13 protein-coding genes, 1 tRNA gene and 1 pseudogene are annotated in these 15,375 nt (G+C 72.0%); 10 read left to right on the forward strand and 5 right to left on the reverse strand.

Features of this window, described 5'->3' with window-relative positions; genetic code table 11:
• Window positions 1–257: 257 nt before the first annotated feature.
• From FHR36_RS18465 to FHR36_RS18485, 5 genes are all read left to right on the forward strand, one after another.
• On the forward strand, window positions 258–695 hold the full coding sequence (locus FHR36_RS18465; RefSeq protein ID WP_253798579.1) for a DUF3052 domain-containing protein: 438 nt from the start codon (window positions 258–260) through the stop codon (window positions 693–695).
• 204 nt (window positions 696–899) lie between these two features.
• Window positions 900–1,358 carry a peroxiredoxin gene (locus FHR36_RS18470; RefSeq protein WP_253798581.1) on the forward strand — a complete coding sequence of 153 codons (459 nt, stop codon included), beginning with the start codon at window positions 900–902 and terminating at the stop codon, window positions 1,356–1,358.
• Window positions 1,359–1,505: 147 nt separating this feature from the next.
• Window positions 1,506–2,081 (forward strand): TerD family protein, encoded by a 576-nt coding sequence (locus tag FHR36_RS18475; protein ID WP_253798582.1) that lies wholly within the window; start codon window positions 1,506–1,508, stop codon window positions 2,079–2,081.
• A 242-nt stretch (window positions 2,082–2,323) separates the two neighbouring features.
• A complete protein-coding gene (locus FHR36_RS18480; protein ID WP_253798584.1) occupies window positions 2,324–2,899 on the forward strand; it encodes a TerD family protein in 576 nt (191 codons plus the stop codon).
• 41 nt (window positions 2,900–2,940) lie between these two features.
• Window positions 2,941–4,026, forward strand: coding sequence for a DUF475 domain-containing protein (locus FHR36_RS18485; protein WP_253798586.1), 1,086 nt, complete (start codon window positions 2,941–2,943; stop codon window positions 4,024–4,026).
• Window positions 4,027–4,119: 93 nt separating this feature from the next.
• Here FHR36_RS18485 and FHR36_RS18490 read toward each other — a convergent pair whose 3' ends face one another.
• Window positions 4,120–5,232 carry a DUF2637 domain-containing protein gene (locus tag FHR36_RS18490; RefSeq protein ID WP_253798589.1) on the reverse strand — a complete coding sequence of 371 codons (1,113 nt, stop codon included), beginning with the start codon at window positions 5,230–5,232 and terminating at the stop codon, window positions 4,120–4,122.
• Between the two features lie 222 nt (window positions 5,233–5,454).
• Here FHR36_RS18490 and FHR36_RS18495 point away from each other — a divergent pair, with 222 nt between their 5' ends.
• Window positions 5,455–6,186, forward strand: a complete 732-nt coding sequence (locus tag FHR36_RS18495) for a TerD family protein (RefSeq protein WP_253798591.1) — start codon at window positions 5,455–5,457, stop codon at window positions 6,184–6,186.
• Between the two features lie 160 nt (window positions 6,187–6,346).
• Here FHR36_RS18495 and FHR36_RS18500 read toward each other — a convergent pair whose 3' ends face one another.
• Entirely contained in the window at window positions 6,347–7,276 is a 930-nt protein-coding gene (locus FHR36_RS18500) for a TerD family protein (RefSeq protein ID WP_253798593.1), read from the reverse strand.
• Window positions 7,277–7,575: 299 nt separating this feature from the next.
• On the opposite strand from FHR36_RS18500, the gene FHR36_RS18505 reads away from it, so the two are divergent.
• The 3 genes and pseudogenes from FHR36_RS18505 to FHR36_RS18515 all read left to right on the forward strand — a co-directional run bounded on the left by FHR36_RS18505 (window position 7,576) and on the right by FHR36_RS18515 (window position 12,432).
• Window positions 7,576–8,748 (forward strand): HpcH/HpaI aldolase/citrate lyase family protein, encoded by a 1,173-nt coding sequence (locus FHR36_RS18505; RefSeq protein ID WP_253798595.1) that lies wholly within the window; start codon window positions 7,576–7,578, stop codon window positions 8,746–8,748.
• Between the two features lie 192 nt (window positions 8,749–8,940).
• Window positions 8,941–11,491, forward strand: a pseudogene (locus FHR36_RS18510) (phosphoribosyltransferase); the annotation flags it as partial.
• Window positions 11,492–11,592: 101 nt separating this feature from the next.
• Entirely contained in the window at window positions 11,593–12,432 is an 840-nt protein-coding gene (locus FHR36_RS18515) for an HAD family hydrolase (protein WP_253798597.1), read from the forward strand.
• 32 nt (window positions 12,433–12,464) lie between these two features.
• Here FHR36_RS18515 and FHR36_RS18520 read toward each other — a convergent pair whose 3' ends face one another.
• The 3 genes from FHR36_RS18520 to FHR36_RS18530 all read right to left on the reverse strand — a co-directional run bounded on the left by FHR36_RS18520 (window position 12,465) and on the right by FHR36_RS18530 (window position 14,565).
• The gene (locus tag FHR36_RS18520; RefSeq protein ID WP_253798599.1) at window positions 12,465–12,689 is read right to left on the reverse strand and encodes an FmdB family zinc ribbon protein; all 225 of its coding nucleotides are present in this window, start codon (window positions 12,687–12,689) and stop codon (window positions 12,465–12,467) included.
• A 65-nt stretch (window positions 12,690–12,754) separates the two neighbouring features.
• On the reverse strand, window positions 12,755–13,240 hold the full coding sequence (locus tag FHR36_RS18525) for a DUF4442 domain-containing protein (RefSeq protein WP_253798601.1): 486 nt from the start codon (window positions 13,238–13,240) through the stop codon (window positions 12,755–12,757).
• 74 nt (window positions 13,241–13,314) lie between these two features.
• A complete protein-coding gene (locus FHR36_RS18530) occupies window positions 13,315–14,565 on the reverse strand; it encodes a hypothetical protein (RefSeq protein WP_253799416.1) in 1,251 nt (416 codons plus the stop codon).
• Between the two features lie 199 nt (window positions 14,566–14,764).
• Here FHR36_RS18530 and FHR36_RS18535 point away from each other — a divergent pair.
• Window positions 14,765–14,839 (forward strand) — tRNA-Val (locus FHR36_RS18535).
• Window positions 14,840–15,375: the final 536 nt, after the last annotated feature.

A 15,375-nucleotide genomic window follows, 5' to 3' on the forward strand; every position in this document is an offset into this window, starting at 1 on the left:
GGCCCTGCTCCCCGAATGCCGTTCGCATCCCGGTCACGTGTACGGACTGCGAAACCGGCCCCGGCGAAGCATGCTGGGTCGGGACAGAAAAGGGCAAACCAGTGTGATTCCCGACACATGGGTCGGCGTGTCCCGCCACGACACGTCAACCTTTGGGTGGGATCGGGGGTCGGGTACTTGCGCGAACCGCCGGTCCCGTGTGGACTACGGCCACAGCCTCGGCATGGATGCCGAGTCGAATACTGGAGGTTATTCCCGTGAGCGCGACCGCGGACCCCGCGGACAAGTCCAACCCGGCGCTTCGTCTGGGCTTCGAACAGGGCCAGATCATTCAGGAGCTCGGGTACGACGACGACAGTGACCCGGAGCTCCGCGAGGGCATCGAAGAGCTGACCGGCACCGAACTCGTCGACGAGGACTACGACGACGTCGCCGACGGCGTCCTGCTGTGGCACCGCGAGGAGGACGGGGATCTCACCGACGCCCTGGTCGACGCGCTCGAGTACCTCGCGGAGGGCGGCCTGATCTGGCTGCTCACCCCGAAGACCGGCCGCGACGGCCACGTGGAGGCGCACGAGATCGCCGACGCGGCCAAGACCGCAGGCCTGTCCCAGACCAGCTCCGTGGCGATCGCCAAGGACTGGGCCGGCACCCGCCTGGCCACCCCGAAGGCCTCGAAGACCGGCAAGCGCTGAGTCCTCGCCCCCGGGCCCCGCTGGAGCTTCCTCCAGCGGGGCCCGCGTGCTTCGCGACCCCGCTTGTGGATGCCTCCGGTGCGCGTGTTCACCCAGGGCGAAAAACGCTCCCCACCGGCCGTAACGCCTCACCCGAACGGCGGAAACCACCCGAACGGATGCGAGGATGCGGGTGCCCGCACATCTGCTGAGGAAGGTCTTCCCATGACCATTGAGGTCGGTACCGAGGCTCCGGACTTCGAGCTGAAGAACCAGCACGGCGAGTCGGTCAAGCTCTCCGACTACCGCGGCGAGAAGAACGTCGTCCTGGTCTTCTATCCGTTCGCCTTCACCGGCGTCTGCACCGGCGAGGTCTGCGAGATCCAGAAGGAGCTCCCGCGCCTGCAGAACGACGACGTCCAGGTGCTCGCGGTCTCCAACGACTCGCCGTTCACCCTCCGGATCTTCGCCGAGCAGCAGGGCCTGGAGTACCCGCTGCTGTCGGACTTCTGGCCGCACGGCGACGCCTCGAAGAAGTACGGCGTCTTCAACGACGACAAGGGCTGCGCGGTCCGCGGCACCTTCGTCATCGACAAGGACGGCGTCGTCCGCTGGTCGATCGTGAACGGCCTCCCGGACGCCCGCGACACCCAGGAGTACCTGGCCGCCCTCGGCGCCCTCTGAGCCTCCCTGCCGGGGGGCCGCGCTCCCGTTCGGCCCGGCGTCGCCGCGAATTCGCACAGCCACGCCGGGCCGAAGCCTGCCCTGGACGGGAACCCCGCACTACGATCGGGCCGTTCACGGATCAGGACAGCGATTCTGGGAGGACCAGTGGGTGTCAGCCTGAGCAAGGGCGGCAATGTCTCGCTCACCAAGGAGGCCCCCGGCCTGACGGCGGTCATCGTCGGCCTGGGCTGGGACGTCCGCACCACCACCGGTACGGACTTCGACCTCGACGCGAGCGCCCTGCTCTGCACCGATCAGGGCAAGGTCCGTTCCGACGCGGACTTCATCTTCTTCAACAACCTCAAGAGCTCGGACGGCTCGGTCGAGCACACCGGTGACAACCTCACCGGCGAGGGCGAGGGCGACGACGAGCAGATCAAGGTCAACCTCGCCGGCGTCCCGGCCGACGTGGCCAAGATCGTGTTCCCGGTCTCGATCTACGACGCCGAGAACCGCACGCAGAACTTCGGCCAGATCCGCAACGCCTTCATCCGCGTGGTGAACCAGGCCGGCGGTGCCGAGATCGCCCGCTACGACCTCTCCGAGGACGCCTCCACCGAGACCGCCATGGTCTTCGGCGAGCTCTACCGCAACGGTGCGGAGTGGAAGTTCCGTGCCATCGGCCAGGGCTACGCCTCCGGCCTGCGCGGCATCGCGCAGGACTTCGGGGTGAACGTCTGACACCGGAGTCGATTGCATAGTCTTGGGCCGGGGCCGGCGGAAGCGAGCAGCTTCCGCCGGCCCCGGTCGTGCTGCCGTGCGCCGGTTCCGACGCGCGGAGTTCAGGAAGTTCAGTCGGCCGTGCAGCGCTGCGACCGCCGTCGAGGGCGTAGACCTTCTGGGGTACGTCCATCCGGGGGTGCGTCGGACGGCTGCAGGGTCCAAGGGGAGCCCCGGAGACGGGAGCTGGGAGGAAGTTTCCAATGAGTGTCACGCTCGCCAAGGGCGGCAATGTCTCGCTGACCAAGGCTGCGCCCAACCTGACCCAGGTGCAGATCGGTCTCGGGTGGGATGCGCGCTCCACCACCGGTGCCCCGTTCGACCTGGACGCCAGCGCGCTGCTGTGCGCCGGCGGCCGGGTGCTGGGCGACGAGTACTTCGTCTTCTACAACAACCTGAAGAGCCCCGAGGGTTCGGTGGAGCACCAGGGCGACAACCTCACCGGCGACGGCGACGGTGACGACGAGGTGGTGCAGGTCTTCCTCGACCTGGTGCCCACCCAGATCGACAAGGTCGTCTTCGCCGTCTCCATCTACGACGCCGACGCCCGGGTGCAGAACTTCGGCCAGGTCGCCAACGCGTACATCCGCGTGGTCAACCTGACCGACGGTGCCGAGATCGCCCGCTACGACCTCTCCGAGGACGCCTCCACGGAGACCGCGATGATCTTCGGCGAGCTCTACCGCTACCAGGGCGAGTGGAAGTTCCGCGCGGTGGGCCAGGGCTACGCCTCCGGCCTGCGCGGCATCGCCCTCGACTTCGGCGTCAACGTACAGTAAAGCGTTGATCAAGTCATGTTCATAGAAAGGTAACTGACTCCGTGTTCCTCCGTACATTCGGGTGGTCCTTCGCCATCACGATCGCCGGCCTCGTCGCAGCCGGCCTGATCTGGGGGGCCGAAGGATTCGGCGTCGTCCTGATCCTCTCGATCCTCGAGATCTCCCTCTCCTTCGACAACGCCGTCGTCAACGCCACCGTCCTGAAGCGGATGAACCCGTTCTGGCAGAAGATCTTCCTCACCGTCGGTGTGCTGATCGCCGTCTTCGGCATGCGGCTGATCTTCCCGCTGCTGGTCGTCGGCCTCACCGCGCACCTCAGCCCGGGCACCGTGATCGAGCTGGCGCTCGACTCCACCAAGACCTACAACGGGCACACCTACGCCGAGTACCTCGAGCTGGCCAACCCGGCCATCGCGGCCTTCGGCGGCATCTTCCTGCTGATGATCTTCCTCGACTTCATCTTCGAGGAGAAGGACTTCAACTGGCTGCGCTGGCTGGAGAAGCCGCTCGAGAAGATCGGCAAGCTCGACGCGCTCTCCTCGGTGATCGCCCTGGTCGTGCTGGCCCTCTCGGCCCGCCTGTTCGCCGCCGACCGCGCCGAGACGGTGCTGCTGGCCGGCATCTGCGGCCTCGCCACCTACCTCGCGGTCAACGGCCTCTCGGGCGTCTTCGAGTCCGGCCTGGAGGCGCAGGAGGAGGCCGAGGAGGAGGCCGAGAAGTCCGGCAGGTCGCTGGTCCAGGTCGGCGGCAAGGCCGCGTTCTTCCTCTTCCTCTACCTGGAGGTCCTGGACGCGTCCTTCTCCTTCGACGGCGTGGTCGGCGCCTTCGCCATCTCCCAGGACATCTTCCAGATCACCCTGGGTCTGGGCATCGGCGCGATGTACATCCGCTCGCTGACCGTCTACCTGGTCCGCAAGGGCACCCTGGACGACTACGTCTACCTGGAGCACGGCGCGCACTACGCGATCGGCGCGCTGGCCGTCATCCTGCTGGTCTCCATCGAGTACCACATCCCGGAGATCGTCACCGGCCTGATCGGCGTCGCCTTCATCGGCGCGGCGCTGGCCTCCTCGGTGGTGCGCAACCGGCGCGAGCAGGCACTGGAGAGCAGTTCGGTGGCCGGCTGACGTTCCACCGACGTTCCAACGGCTTTACGGCCCAACGGCGAAGGCCCCGCACCGAGTCGGTGCGGGGCCTTCGCCGTGGTCCGGGCGGTACGGTCAGCCGAGCTGCTGCTCGATGGCGCGCAGCTTGCGCTCCAGCGAGTCCAGCTTCGGCATCGCCAGGGTGTCGTCGTCCGACGACAGGTCGATGCTGGAGCTGTAGGAGCTGCTGCTCGTGCCGTACGAGGACGTGGAGGAGGAGCAGCTGGAGCTGCCCACGGCGGCGCGGGGGCGGCGACCGGCGGTCAGCGCGGCCGGCTCGAGCGCGGAGGGACCGGTGCGGTCGATCGGCTCCTCTGTGGCTAGGGCAGGCTCCGTAGCGGCCTGACCGTCGCCCGAGGCGGCGGTCAGGGCCGGCACCTGGCGGCCGCCGCGGGCCCGGGCCAGCATGCCGCCCTGGCGGGCGATCGCCTTCAGCTCGGCCCGCTCGCGACGGTCCGCGCTGCGGGCGCGCACCTTGGCGTCCTGCTTCGCCTGACGCTCCTCGCGCACCTCCTCGACCGCCTCGTCCAGGCTGCGCACGTTCTCCAGCAGCATCAGCGACCAGGCCGCGTACGTCTCGCGCGGGGCGCGCAGCCAGCGCACGATGCGGATCTGCGGCAGCGGGCGGGGGATCAGGCCCTGCTCGCGCAGCGCCGCCCGGCGGGTCTGCTTCAGCGCGCGGTCGAACAGCACCGCCGCCGAGATCGACATGCCGGCGAAGAACTGCGGGGCGCCGTCGTGCGAGCCGCCGCGCGGGGCGTGCACCCAGTTGAACCACGCCGAGGCGACCGCGAACAGCCACACCAGCAGGCGGGAGCCGAGCGCCGCGTCACCGTGGCTGGCCTCGCGGACCGCGAGCACCGAGCAGAACATGGCCGCGCCGTCCAGGCCGAACGGGACCAGGTACTCCCAGCCGCCGGACAGGCCCAGGTTCTGCTGGCCGAAGCCCACCAGGCCGTGGAAGGAGAGAGCGGCCGCCACGCCGGCGCAGCAGAACAGGAGCACGTAGGACGCGGCGCCGTACACCGCCTCCTTGCGGCGGCGACGCTCCTCGCTCCGCTCCCAGGAGTCGGAGTTCTCTTCGGCGCTGTTGTTCTTGAACCGCAGGAAGGCCACCAGGATGGCGGTGAACAGCAGGGCTGCGCCGCCGACGACGGCCCATACCAGCTGTATGGAGGAGAGGTTCATCGCGGGGAGGGCCTCGGCTTTCGCAGGGCAGGGGGGACGAAAGGTGACCCGCGGGACACCTGTGCGGACAGACGATATCGCGTCCGGAGGGCGGGCATCGTACGGGAGTGATGATCCCTCTGCCAGCGTGACACGCGACCGGCCTGACGTTGACTCACCGGGCGTGCACTGGGTATGACGGACGGTACGGGTTGTGGGGGCTTGGGGGAGGACGGGTACACGATGGTTTCGGTGTGGGAGTTCCTGAAGGGCGATCGGAGCGACGTCGACTCCGGCGGCCAGTTCAAGATCACCCTGACCAAGAAGCAGCCGCAGCACGCCATCACCGGCCCTGCCGCCACCACCGGCTACCTCTACGTCAACCTCCACTGGTCGACGCGGTCCGCCGAGCGCCCGTCCGGCGGCAGCGCCCTGCGGCGCTTCTTCGACCCGCGGATCCTGCGGCCGCTCACCCCCGACAACTTCAGCCAGTCACCGGTCAACGTCGACCTCGACCTGGCCTGCATGTACGAGCTGACCGACGGCAGCCGGGGCGTGATCCAGCCGCTCGGCAACCTCTTCGGCGACCTCAACCGGCCGCCGTACATCAAGCTGAGCGGCGACGACGTCTCCGGTGCGCCCTCCGGCGAGACGATGTACATCAACCTGGAGAAGAAGGACAAGTTCCGGCGGCTGCTCATCTTCGTGTACATCTACGACGACACGCCCGCGTTCGACCGGACGCACGCGACGGTGACGATCGTGCCGCAGAGCGGTCCGCGACTGGAGATCAAGCTGGACGAGCGGGCGGCGGCGGCCCGTTCGTGCGCGGTGGTGCTGATCGAGAACTCGGGGGACGGGCAGCTGACCGTCCGTCGCGAGGTGCGGTACGTGCACGGATTCCAGTCGGACCTGGACCGGCTGTACGGGTTCGGGATGCAGTGGCAGCGGGGGTACAAGACGCCTTCGGCGTAGGCGGGTGCAGCCCTGGGCGGCCCTTCAGGGGCGCGGGGAACTGCGCGACCGGCCCGGCAGGGCGGGTGCCCTTCCGCTGCGCGCAGTTCCTCGCGCCCCTTGCTGACCGGTTGACCCGATCCGTGGCCGGCCTCGCAGTTCCCCGAGCCCCTGGTTGTTCCTACCGAGGCTGGAACTGGGGGCCCTGCGGGGGGAGGGCGAAGTTCTGCTGCGGGGTCGGCGGGGGCGGGACGGGCGTTGCGGGCTGCTGGGGGTAGCCGTAGCCGGTGGTCGGCTGGGGGTACCCGTAGCCGGGCTGGGGCTGGGGGTAGCCGTAGCCGGGTTGCGGGGGCGGGTAGCCGTACCCGGCCGGCTGCGGCTGGGCCTGGGGCTGCGGGTAGCCGTAGCCGGCAGTGGCGGGCTGGGGGGCCGGGGGTGCGGTGGGCGGCGGGGGGAGCGGTGCGGTGGTGGGGGCGGCGGGGGCGAGGGTGAAGTCGTCCTCCTCCTCGGCGGACGGCGCCGTGGGGACGGCCACGGGTTCGGCGGGGGTGCCGGGGTGGGCGACGGTGTCGTCCTCGACGGCGATGCCGTAGTCGGTGGCGAGGCCGCCGAGGCCGCTGTCGTAGCCCTGGCCGATCGCGCGGAACTTCCAGCCGCCGGCCCTGCGGTACAGCTCGGCGGCGACCAGGGCGGTCACCTCGCCGGTGTCGCTGACCGGGAATTCGGCGAGCGCGGCGGCGCTGTCGCCGCCGGCGGCGTCGTAGAGCAGGACCCGCAGTCCGGAGACGGCGGGGAAGGCGCCGCCCTCGGCGGAGCCGGCCAGGACCACCCGGTCCACGTCCTCGGACAGGGCGGAGAGATCGGCCTCGACCGCGTCCCACACCTCGCCGCCGCCGCTCTGCTTGGCCAGGTGGCGGACCAGGCCGGAGGGGTGCCGGGGCTGGTTGTAGAACACGAAGTCCGCGTCCGAACGAACCTTGCCGTCGGCGCCGAGCAGCAGCGCCGAGGCGTCCACGTCCGGGGTGCCGGGCGCGGCGGCCCAGCGCAGTACGACCCGGACGGCGGAGGCCGTCAGCGGGATGTTGGCGCCCTTTGCCATCACGTGCGTCATGGCTCGATATCCTGCCTGCTTCCCACCCGCCGGGACAACGCAGGTGGGCGGTGGCCGGGTGGAGCCGGGGGTGGCCGTGTGAAGCCGGTGGCAACCTTCGGAGAATTCGATGTTTCAAGGGCTTTCGCCGGTTGAATCTGACCGTACGATAAGCGGCCAACGGCTGGGTGCCCCCCACCCCACCTCGACCGATGCGAACCGCGAGAACTATCGGGCCGCGTCGACCGTCCATCCTGTCGAGACGTCAGCCGTCCCCGCCCACCGGCGGGCCGCCACCCGACCCCCTGTGGGAGAGCACTTTGCGCCACTTCGGCCATCTCGCGGACGATGTCCGCAGTCGACTCTTCCTGAAGCAGCCGACCGCCTTCGATCGGGAGAGCGACGCGGCCGTGCTCTCCACGGCCCTGGGCGCCACGCTCTACAGCCCCGCCACCCGCCCCGGCCTGGCGGGTGACGTCCGCAAGCAGGCCGGTCGCGGCGTGCTCTCCATGGTGCTGTGCCTGGAGGACGCGATCGCCGACCACGAGGTGCCGTCCGCGGAGGCCAACCTGGTCGCCCAGCTCGGCGAGCTGGCGGCCGGACCGGCGGCCGAGCTCCCCCTGCTGTTCGTCCGGGTGCGCACCGCCGGACAGCTCACCGACCTGGTGGACCGGCTCGGTCCGGGCCTCGCACTGCTCAGCGGCTTCGTCCTCCCCAAGTTCACCGAGGAGAGCGGCGGCCCCTTCCTGGAAGCGCTCACCGCCGCCGAGGAGCGGACCGGGCGACGGCTGTTCGCCATGCCGGTGCTGGAATCCCCCGAACTGGCCCACCTGGAGAGCCGCCGCGAACAGCTCTTCGGCATCGCCCGGCTGCTCGACAAGCACCGCGAGCGGATCCTCGCCGTCCGCCTCGGCGTCACCGACCTGTGCTCCGCGTACGGACTGCGCCGCTCGCCCGACCTCACCGCCTACGACGTGGCGCTGGTCGCCGGGGTGATCGGCGACGTGGTCAACGTGCTCGGCCGCGCGGACGGCACCGGCCACACGGTGACCGGACCGGTCTGGGAGTACTTCCCGGTCCAGGAGCGGATGTTCAAGCCGCAGCTGCGCCGCACCCCGTTCGCCGAGGTGCACCCGCCCGCCGACGGCCTGCGCCAGCGGATCATCGAGCACGACCTGGACGGGCTGATCCGGGAGATCGAACTCGACCGCGCCAACGGCCTGTTGGGCAAGACATGCATCCACCCCAGCCACGTCCCCGCGGTGCACGCGCTCTCCGTGGTCACACACGAGGAGTACTGCGACGCCCAGGACATCCTGCAGCAGCACCAGGGCGGCGGCGGGGTGCTGCGCTCGGCGTACACCAACAAGATGAACGAGGCCAAGCCGCACCGCGCCTGGGCCGAGCGGGTGCTGCTGCGCGCCGAGGTGTTCGGCGTCGCCCGCGAGGAAGTCAGCTTCGCCGAGCTGCTCTCCGCCTGCCTCTGCCCCTGACGCCGTACCCTCGGCGGTCCCGACAGCCGGACCGACCCGCCCCGCCAGGCACCGCCTGCACCACACTGCCCGTACCGCTCCGCCCCTCCGCCCCTACCGCTCCGCCCCTACCGCTCCGCCCACGAGCGCCGCACCGCCCCGGTGCCGGACCCCCGGCACCGCCCGCACCGCCCGCACCGAAAGCAGGACCCCTTGACCGCACGCCCCGCCGACGCCGAGACCTGGACCGGCCAGTGGGTCACCGACCGACTCGACCTGCGGCTCACCGGATCGCCCGCGCTCAAGGGGCTGATCGGGCTCGCGCTGCGGGAGAACCCCAAGCGGGCCCACCTGCTGGTCTCCCGGGTGCTCGGCAAGCACGTCCCGCAGCGCCCCGCCGTGGTGCACGGCGCCGGCCTCGACCTCGGCCGCCGGGTGCGCGAACTGCTCGGCGAGGCGGAGGCCGCCCGGGCGGTGGTGCTCGGCTACGCCGAGACCGCCACCGCCCTCGGCCACAGCGTCGCCGACGGCCTGGACGCCCCCTACCTGCACTCCACCCGGCGGCCGGTGGCCGGGGTGAGTCCGCTCGGCGGCTTCGAGGAGGAGCACTCGCACGCCACCTCCCACCTGCTGCTCCCCGAGGACCCGGCGCTGCTCGCCGGGGACGGGCCGCTGGTGTTGGTGGACGACGAGTTCTCCACCGGCACCACGGTGATCAACACCGTCCGGGCGCTGCACGCCGCCCACCCGCGCGAGCGGTACGTGGTGGTGGCCCTGGTCGACCTGCGGACCGACGCCGACCGGGCCCGGCTGGCCGAGGCGGCCGCCGGGATCGGCGCCCGGGTCGACCTGGTGGCCGCCGCCACCGGCGGGGTCCGGCTGCCCGCCGACGCACTGGAGCGGGCCCGCGAGCTGATCGCCGCCGCCCCCGCCGCGGCGGCGCCCGACGGAGCGCCCGCCCCGCTGGTCCGGGCCCGCATGGAGTGGCCCGCCGGCCTGCCCGACGGCGGCCGCCACGGCTTCACCCCCGCCCACCGGCTCCACCTGGACGCGCTGCTGCCCGCAGCCGCCGAGGCACTGGCCGAGGCCCTGACCGACGGCGCGGACGCACCCCCGCGGGCCGGCGGCGGCGTCCTGGTGCTCGGCTTCGAGGAGCTGATGTACACCCCGCTGCGGCTCGCCCAGGCCCTCGACGAGCAGCTCGGCGGCGACCGGGTCCGGTTCTCCACCACCACCCGCTCGCCCGTCCTCGCCGTGGACGACCCCGGCTACGCCATCCGCACCCGCCTCGCCTTCCCCGCCCACGACGACCCCGCCGACGGCGCGGGGACGCGCTTCGCCTACAACGTCGCCCCCGGCGCCGACCCCGCCCGCCGGTTCGAGGCGATCGTGCTGGTCGTCGACGAGGTGGCCGACACCCCCGCCCTGCACGAGGGCGAGCACGCGCTGCTGGCCCAGCTGCGCCGGGTCACCGACCGCGTGGTGCTCGCCGTCCTCCCCTCGTACCGGGCGGTTCCCCCCGCGTACCCCGCCGCGACGCCCGCCTGACACCCCCCTGACGCCCGCCCGCCCCACCATGAGATCCGCGAACCTCCAGCGAAAGCCCGGCATGACGACCCAGACGACGCCCGCCCCCGCCCGCCCGCTCCACGGCCCCGCCTTCTCCTCCTATCCGGCGGAGGACGTCACCTGGCTGATCAAGGACCTCTCCGGCGTCCACTTGGAGGCCCCGACCGAGGAGCGCGAGGAGGCGGTCCAGTCCGGCGGTGCGCACTACGCCGAGTCGCTGCCGGTCGAGTACCAGCCCAGCCCCGAGTACCAGCAGCTCTTCCACACCGCGCTGACCGCCTCCGCGGACCGGATCGCGCTCGCCGTCGGCGCGGTCGCCGAAACGCTGCTGCGCGAGCGCGGCCGCTCCCTGGTGCTCGCCTCGCTGGCCCGGGCCGGCACGCCGGTCGGCGTCCTGATCCGCCGCTGGCTCGCCTTCGCCCACGGCCTGGACACCCCGCACTACACCGTCTCCATCGTCCGCGGCCGCGGCATCGACCGGGTCGCCCTGCGCCACCTCGCCGCCCACCACGCCGCCGCCGACGTGGTCTTCGTCGACGGCTGGACCGGCAAGGGCGCCATCACCCGCGAACTGGCCGACGCACTCGACGGCACCGGCTTCGACCCCGAACTCGCCGTCCTCGCCGACCCCGGCGGCTGCGTGCGCACCTACGGCACCCGGGACGACTTCCTGATCCCCTCCGCCTGCCTCAACTCCACCGTCTCCGGCCTGATCTCGCGCACCGTGCTGCGCGACGACCTGATCGGACCGGACGAGTTCCACGGCGCCAAGTTCTACCGCGAACTGGCCGGCGCCGACGTCTCCCGCGCCTTCGTCGACGCGGTGGCCGACCGCTTCCCCGCCGTCCGGGCCGCCGTCGCCGCCGAGGCCGAGCGGCTCGCCACCGAGGACCGCACCCCGACCTGGGAGGGCTGGGCCGCCGTCGAGCGGATCAGCGCCGAGTACGGCATCGACAACGTCAACCTGGTCAAGCCCGGGGTCGGCGAGACCACCCGCGTCCTGCTGCGCCGCGTCCCCTGGCGGGTGCTCGCCCGCCGCGGCACCGGCGCGGACCTCGACCACGTCCGCCTGCTCGCCGCCCAGCGCGGCGTACCGGTGGAGGAGGTCGACGACCTCCCGTACTCCTGCGTCGGCCTGATCCACCCGCACTACACCCGCGGCGCAACCGGCGCCGACGGCACGGCGGTCCAGAGCGGACCCGACGGCACGGCGGTCCAGGCCGGCGCCGACGGCCCGGACCGCCGTGCCGTCGGCGCCGGCGAAGCACCCCATGTCCAGGCAGAGAAGGGCCATTCGTGAAGCAGTCCCTGGTCGCCAGCGACCTCGACCGCACGCTGATCTACTCGAACCGGGCCCTGGCCCTGGACGTGCCGGACCGGCTGGCGCCACGGCTGCTCTCGGTGGAGGTGCACGACGGCAAGGCGCTCTCCTTCATGACCGAGACCGCCGCCGAACTGCTCGCCGATCTCGCCCGCCTGGCCCACGTCGTCCCGGTCACCACCCGCACCCGCAGCCAGTACGAGCGGGTCAACCTGCCAGGCCCGAGCGCCGGTTGGATCCCGCCGTACGCGGTCTGCGCCAACGGCGGCCACCTGCTGGTGGACGGCGTCCCGGACCGCGACTGGCAGGCCGAGACCCGGGCCCGGCTCGACGCCGGCTGCGCGCCGCTGCCCGAGGTGGTCGAGCACCTGGCGATCGTCGCCGACCCCGAGTGGACCCACAAGCGCCGGGTCGCCGACGACCTCTTCGCCTACCTGGTGGTCGAGCGCGCCGAGCTGCCCACCGGCTGGCTCGCCGAACTGATCGGCTGGTGCGCCGAGCGCGGCTGGACCGTCTCCCTGCAGGGCCGCAAGGTGTACGCCGTGCCCGCTCCGCTCAGCAAGGGTGCCGCCCTCGCCGAGGTCGTCCGACGGACCGGCGCGGCCAACGTCTACTCGGCCGGCGACTCCCTGCTCGACGCCGACCTGCTGCTGACCGCCGACCACGGCTGGCGCCCGGGCCACGGCGAACTCGCCGACACCGGCTGGACCGCCCCCACGGTCACCGCGCTCACCGAGATCGGCGTGGCAGCGGGCGAGGAGATCGTCCGGCAGATCCTGGAACGGGTCCGCACCGCGGCGACGGTCACCGTCTGACGCCGCGGGCCCGGGCTCGTTCCGTTTGGTGGTCAGCCGCAGCAACCGCCGCCGCAGCACCCCCCGCCACCGCCACCGGCGGCCGGGCGGGGTGCGGCGGCGGCGCCCGCGGCGCCGGTGACGGCGACCGTGGAGAGCAGCTTCACCGTGTCGGTGTGCCCCTGCGGGCAGGCCGCCGGGTCACCGGATCGGGCCATCGGACGGCTGAGCTCGAAGGTGTCGCCGCAGGAGCGGCAGCGGAAGTCGTAGCGAGGCATGGTCGCAGGGTACCGACCCGGGCCGCCGCGCGTCAGGAGGTGGTCGGGGTCCCGGCCGCCGCGCGTCAGACCGCCGCGGGCTCGGCCTCGCGGCGCTTCTGCCGGACGTAGATCTGCTTGCGGACCCGGGCCACCAGCGTGCCGTCCGCCGCCAGCACCTCGGTGTGGAACCAGACCAGCGCCTTCTTGCCCTCGGCGGTCAGCTCGCGGATCTCCTCGAGCCGGTCGTCGGTGAGCCGGAAGTCGGCGAAGACGTCACCGCGGCCGGGGGAGACGAAGTCGATCTCGCCGGCGCTGTCCCAGACCAGGTAGTCCGGGCCGAGGTTCTGCATCACCAGCAGCATCCAGAACGGGTCGGTCATCGCGAACAGCGAGCCGCCGAAGTGGGTGCCGACCCAGTTGCGGTTGGTCCGGCGCAGGCGCAGCCGGACCCGGGCGGAGCGGTAGCCCTCCCCGACCGACAGCACCCGGATGCCCGCGAACAGGAACGGCGGCCAGAGGTTGATCCCGCGCCGGAACGTGGCGGGGGAGATCGTGCGCTTGCGTGCCATGGCCCGACTCTAGCAGCTAAGTTACTCGCGAGTAATGGCGAGTCGGGACGGCTTCTCCACGCGCGGCGCCGCCCTCAGTGCGTACCCCGGATCATCGCCACCACCTCGGCCGCCGTCTCCCGCACCGCGGCCAGCTCGGTCAGGAAATGCCAGTAGTCCGGGTGCCGGCCGGCCTCCTCCAGCCCCGCCACCGCCCGGTCCAGCCGCCCCACCGCCGCGTCCAACGGCCCGGCATGCCGTGGATCCGGCGTCTGCCGCCCCGACATCGCCAACCGCTGCGCGTCCCGCAGCGCGAACCGGGCCCGCTCGATCTCCCGATGCGGATCGTGCTGCACCTCGTTCAACTGGCGCAGCCGCTCGTTCACCGCCGTCACCGAGCCCTCGGCCGTCTCCAGCAGCGTCCGTACCGTGCCGATCGCCGCCGTGGCGTCCGCCCACCGCTGCTCGTCCCGCGCCCGGACCGCGTCCGCCAGCCGCACCTGCGCCGTCCGCACCGCCTCGGCGGACTGCGCCGGCACCTGCTGCAGGTCCTGCCAGCACGCCGCGCTGAACCGCCGGCGCAACTCGCTCAGCGCCGGCTCCACCGTCCCGGACCGCGTCTCCAGCGCCTGGATCCGCGTCCGCAGGCTCGCCACCCGGTGGTCGATCTCCTTCGCCCGCTCCGGCAGCTGCTCGGCCTCCGACCGGATCAGCTCCGCCCGGCGCGACACGTCCTCCGCCCGCTGCAACGTCGCCGGGACACCGTGCTGCGCCACCCCCTGGTTCAGCCGGGTCAGCTCCGGCGCCAGCTCCGCCAGCCGCGCCGCCAGCTCGTCCGCCCGCAACCCCGCCGACCGCGCCTGCTCCAGCGCCGTCGTCGCCCCCAACAACGCCTGCCGCGCCCGCTCCACCGCCGGCGTCACCCGGACCAGCTGCGCCTCGGCCCGCTCCAGCACCGGCTGCAGCCGCTGTACGAACGTGGTCAGCTCGGTCCGCTTGGCGTCCAGCTCGCGGCGCGACTGCTCCAGCTGCTGCTTCGCCTGCCACGCCGCGTTCGGATCCAGCTCGGCGCGGTCCAGGTCCTGCGCGTCCAGCGCCGTCAGGTACGCCACGGTCACCTGGTCGATCCGGGCCGACAGGTCCTGGAAGTCCGCCACCACCTGGCGGGCCGACGCCGGATCGCCCGCCGACTTCACCGTCTCCACGGCGAGCAGCGCGTCCCGCTGCGCGGAGTCCAGCTCGTAGAAGGCCTCCTGCGCGGCGTCCCGAGCCGCCTTGGCGTCCGCCCGGGCACCGTCCCGCCGGCGTCCCCAGCCGCCCCACCCGCCGCCGCCACCGCCGGCCACCCTCACACCCGCTCCCTGCTCAGTCCCGCACGCCCGATCACCGCCATTCTTCCCGATCACCCTCCCCGCCGGGACCCCTCCCACCCGACTCCGCACCACCCGCCCGTCCCGTCCCCGCATTGGGGTAGGCGCGGCGGTGGCCGGACCAGGTAGTCTGTGCTCTCGTCGTGCGACCGGCCCCGCCGGTCCACCGCGACGCGGGCGCATAGCTCAGCGGTAGAGCGCTGCTCTTACAAAGCAGATGTCGGCGGTTCGAAACCGTCTGCGCCCACCAGCCAAGGGCCCCGGACCAATGGTGATCCGGGGCCTTTCGACATCTCAAGTGGACATTGGCGAGCCAGGCGGCGGCGATTCAGCAGCCGGTCCATGTGGCTCATCGCCTCGCGCTGGTTGTCCTCTACCGCGTGGGCGTAGGTCTCCATCGTGACCGCTATTTGGTTGTGCCCCAGGATCGCCACCAGGGTCCTGTGGTTGCACACTCCGGCCGCCGCCAGCCCCATCGTGCCGCCGCGCCGTCATTTACCCAGATCTTGGCGGCAGTGACTCGGCCGCCGAGATCCGGGAGCCGTCCACACAGGACCCAAGGTCAACGAAGACCATCCTGGACTTGGCACCGGCCCGAACTCTCTCGGCTCCGTGCGCGATCGGGCGGCTCGGCATCATGCCGGGCCTGCAACAGGCCCGTGATTCGACGCTCCGCGACGATCAACCGGCACGCGGAAGGTCCCGCCGCCGATGGTCCCGGTGAGGTGACAACCCTGCAGGTCACGGTTACCCGTGCATGAGGTCCCGAGGCGGCCGCAGCGTTGA

Source organism: Kitasatospora cinereorecta (assembly GCF_024172095.1).
Lineage (GTDB): Bacteria > Actinomycetota > Actinomycetes > Streptomycetales > Streptomycetaceae > Kitasatospora > Kitasatospora cinereorecta.

Excerpts from the sequence above, each read along its gene's own strand:
- FHR36_RS18495 (WP_253798591.1), top strand. The coding sequence starts at position 5,455 with ATGGTTTCGGTGTGGGAGTTCCTGAAGGGCGATCGGAGCGACGTCGAC.
- FHR36_RS18525 (WP_253798601.1), bottom strand. The coding sequence starts at position 13,240 with ATGGCACGCAAGCGCACGATCTCCCCCGCCACGTTCCGGCGCGGGATC.
- FHR36_RS18490 (WP_253798589.1), bottom strand. The coding sequence starts at position 5,232 with ATGAACCTCTCCTCCATACAGCTGGTATGGGCCGTCGTCGGCGGCGCA.
- FHR36_RS18520 (WP_253798599.1), bottom strand. The coding sequence starts at position 12,689 with ATGCCTCGCTACGACTTCCGCTGCCGCTCCTGCGGCGACACCTTCGAG.
- FHR36_RS18480 (WP_253798584.1), top strand. The coding sequence starts at position 2,324 with ATGAGTGTCACGCTCGCCAAGGGCGGCAATGTCTCGCTGACCAAGGCT.
- FHR36_RS18500 (WP_253798593.1), bottom strand. The coding sequence starts at position 7,276 with ATGACGCACGTGATGGCAAAGGGCGCCAACATCCCGCTGACGGCCTCC.
- FHR36_RS18470 (WP_253798581.1), top strand. The coding sequence starts at position 900 with ATGACCATTGAGGTCGGTACCGAGGCTCCGGACTTCGAGCTGAAGAAC.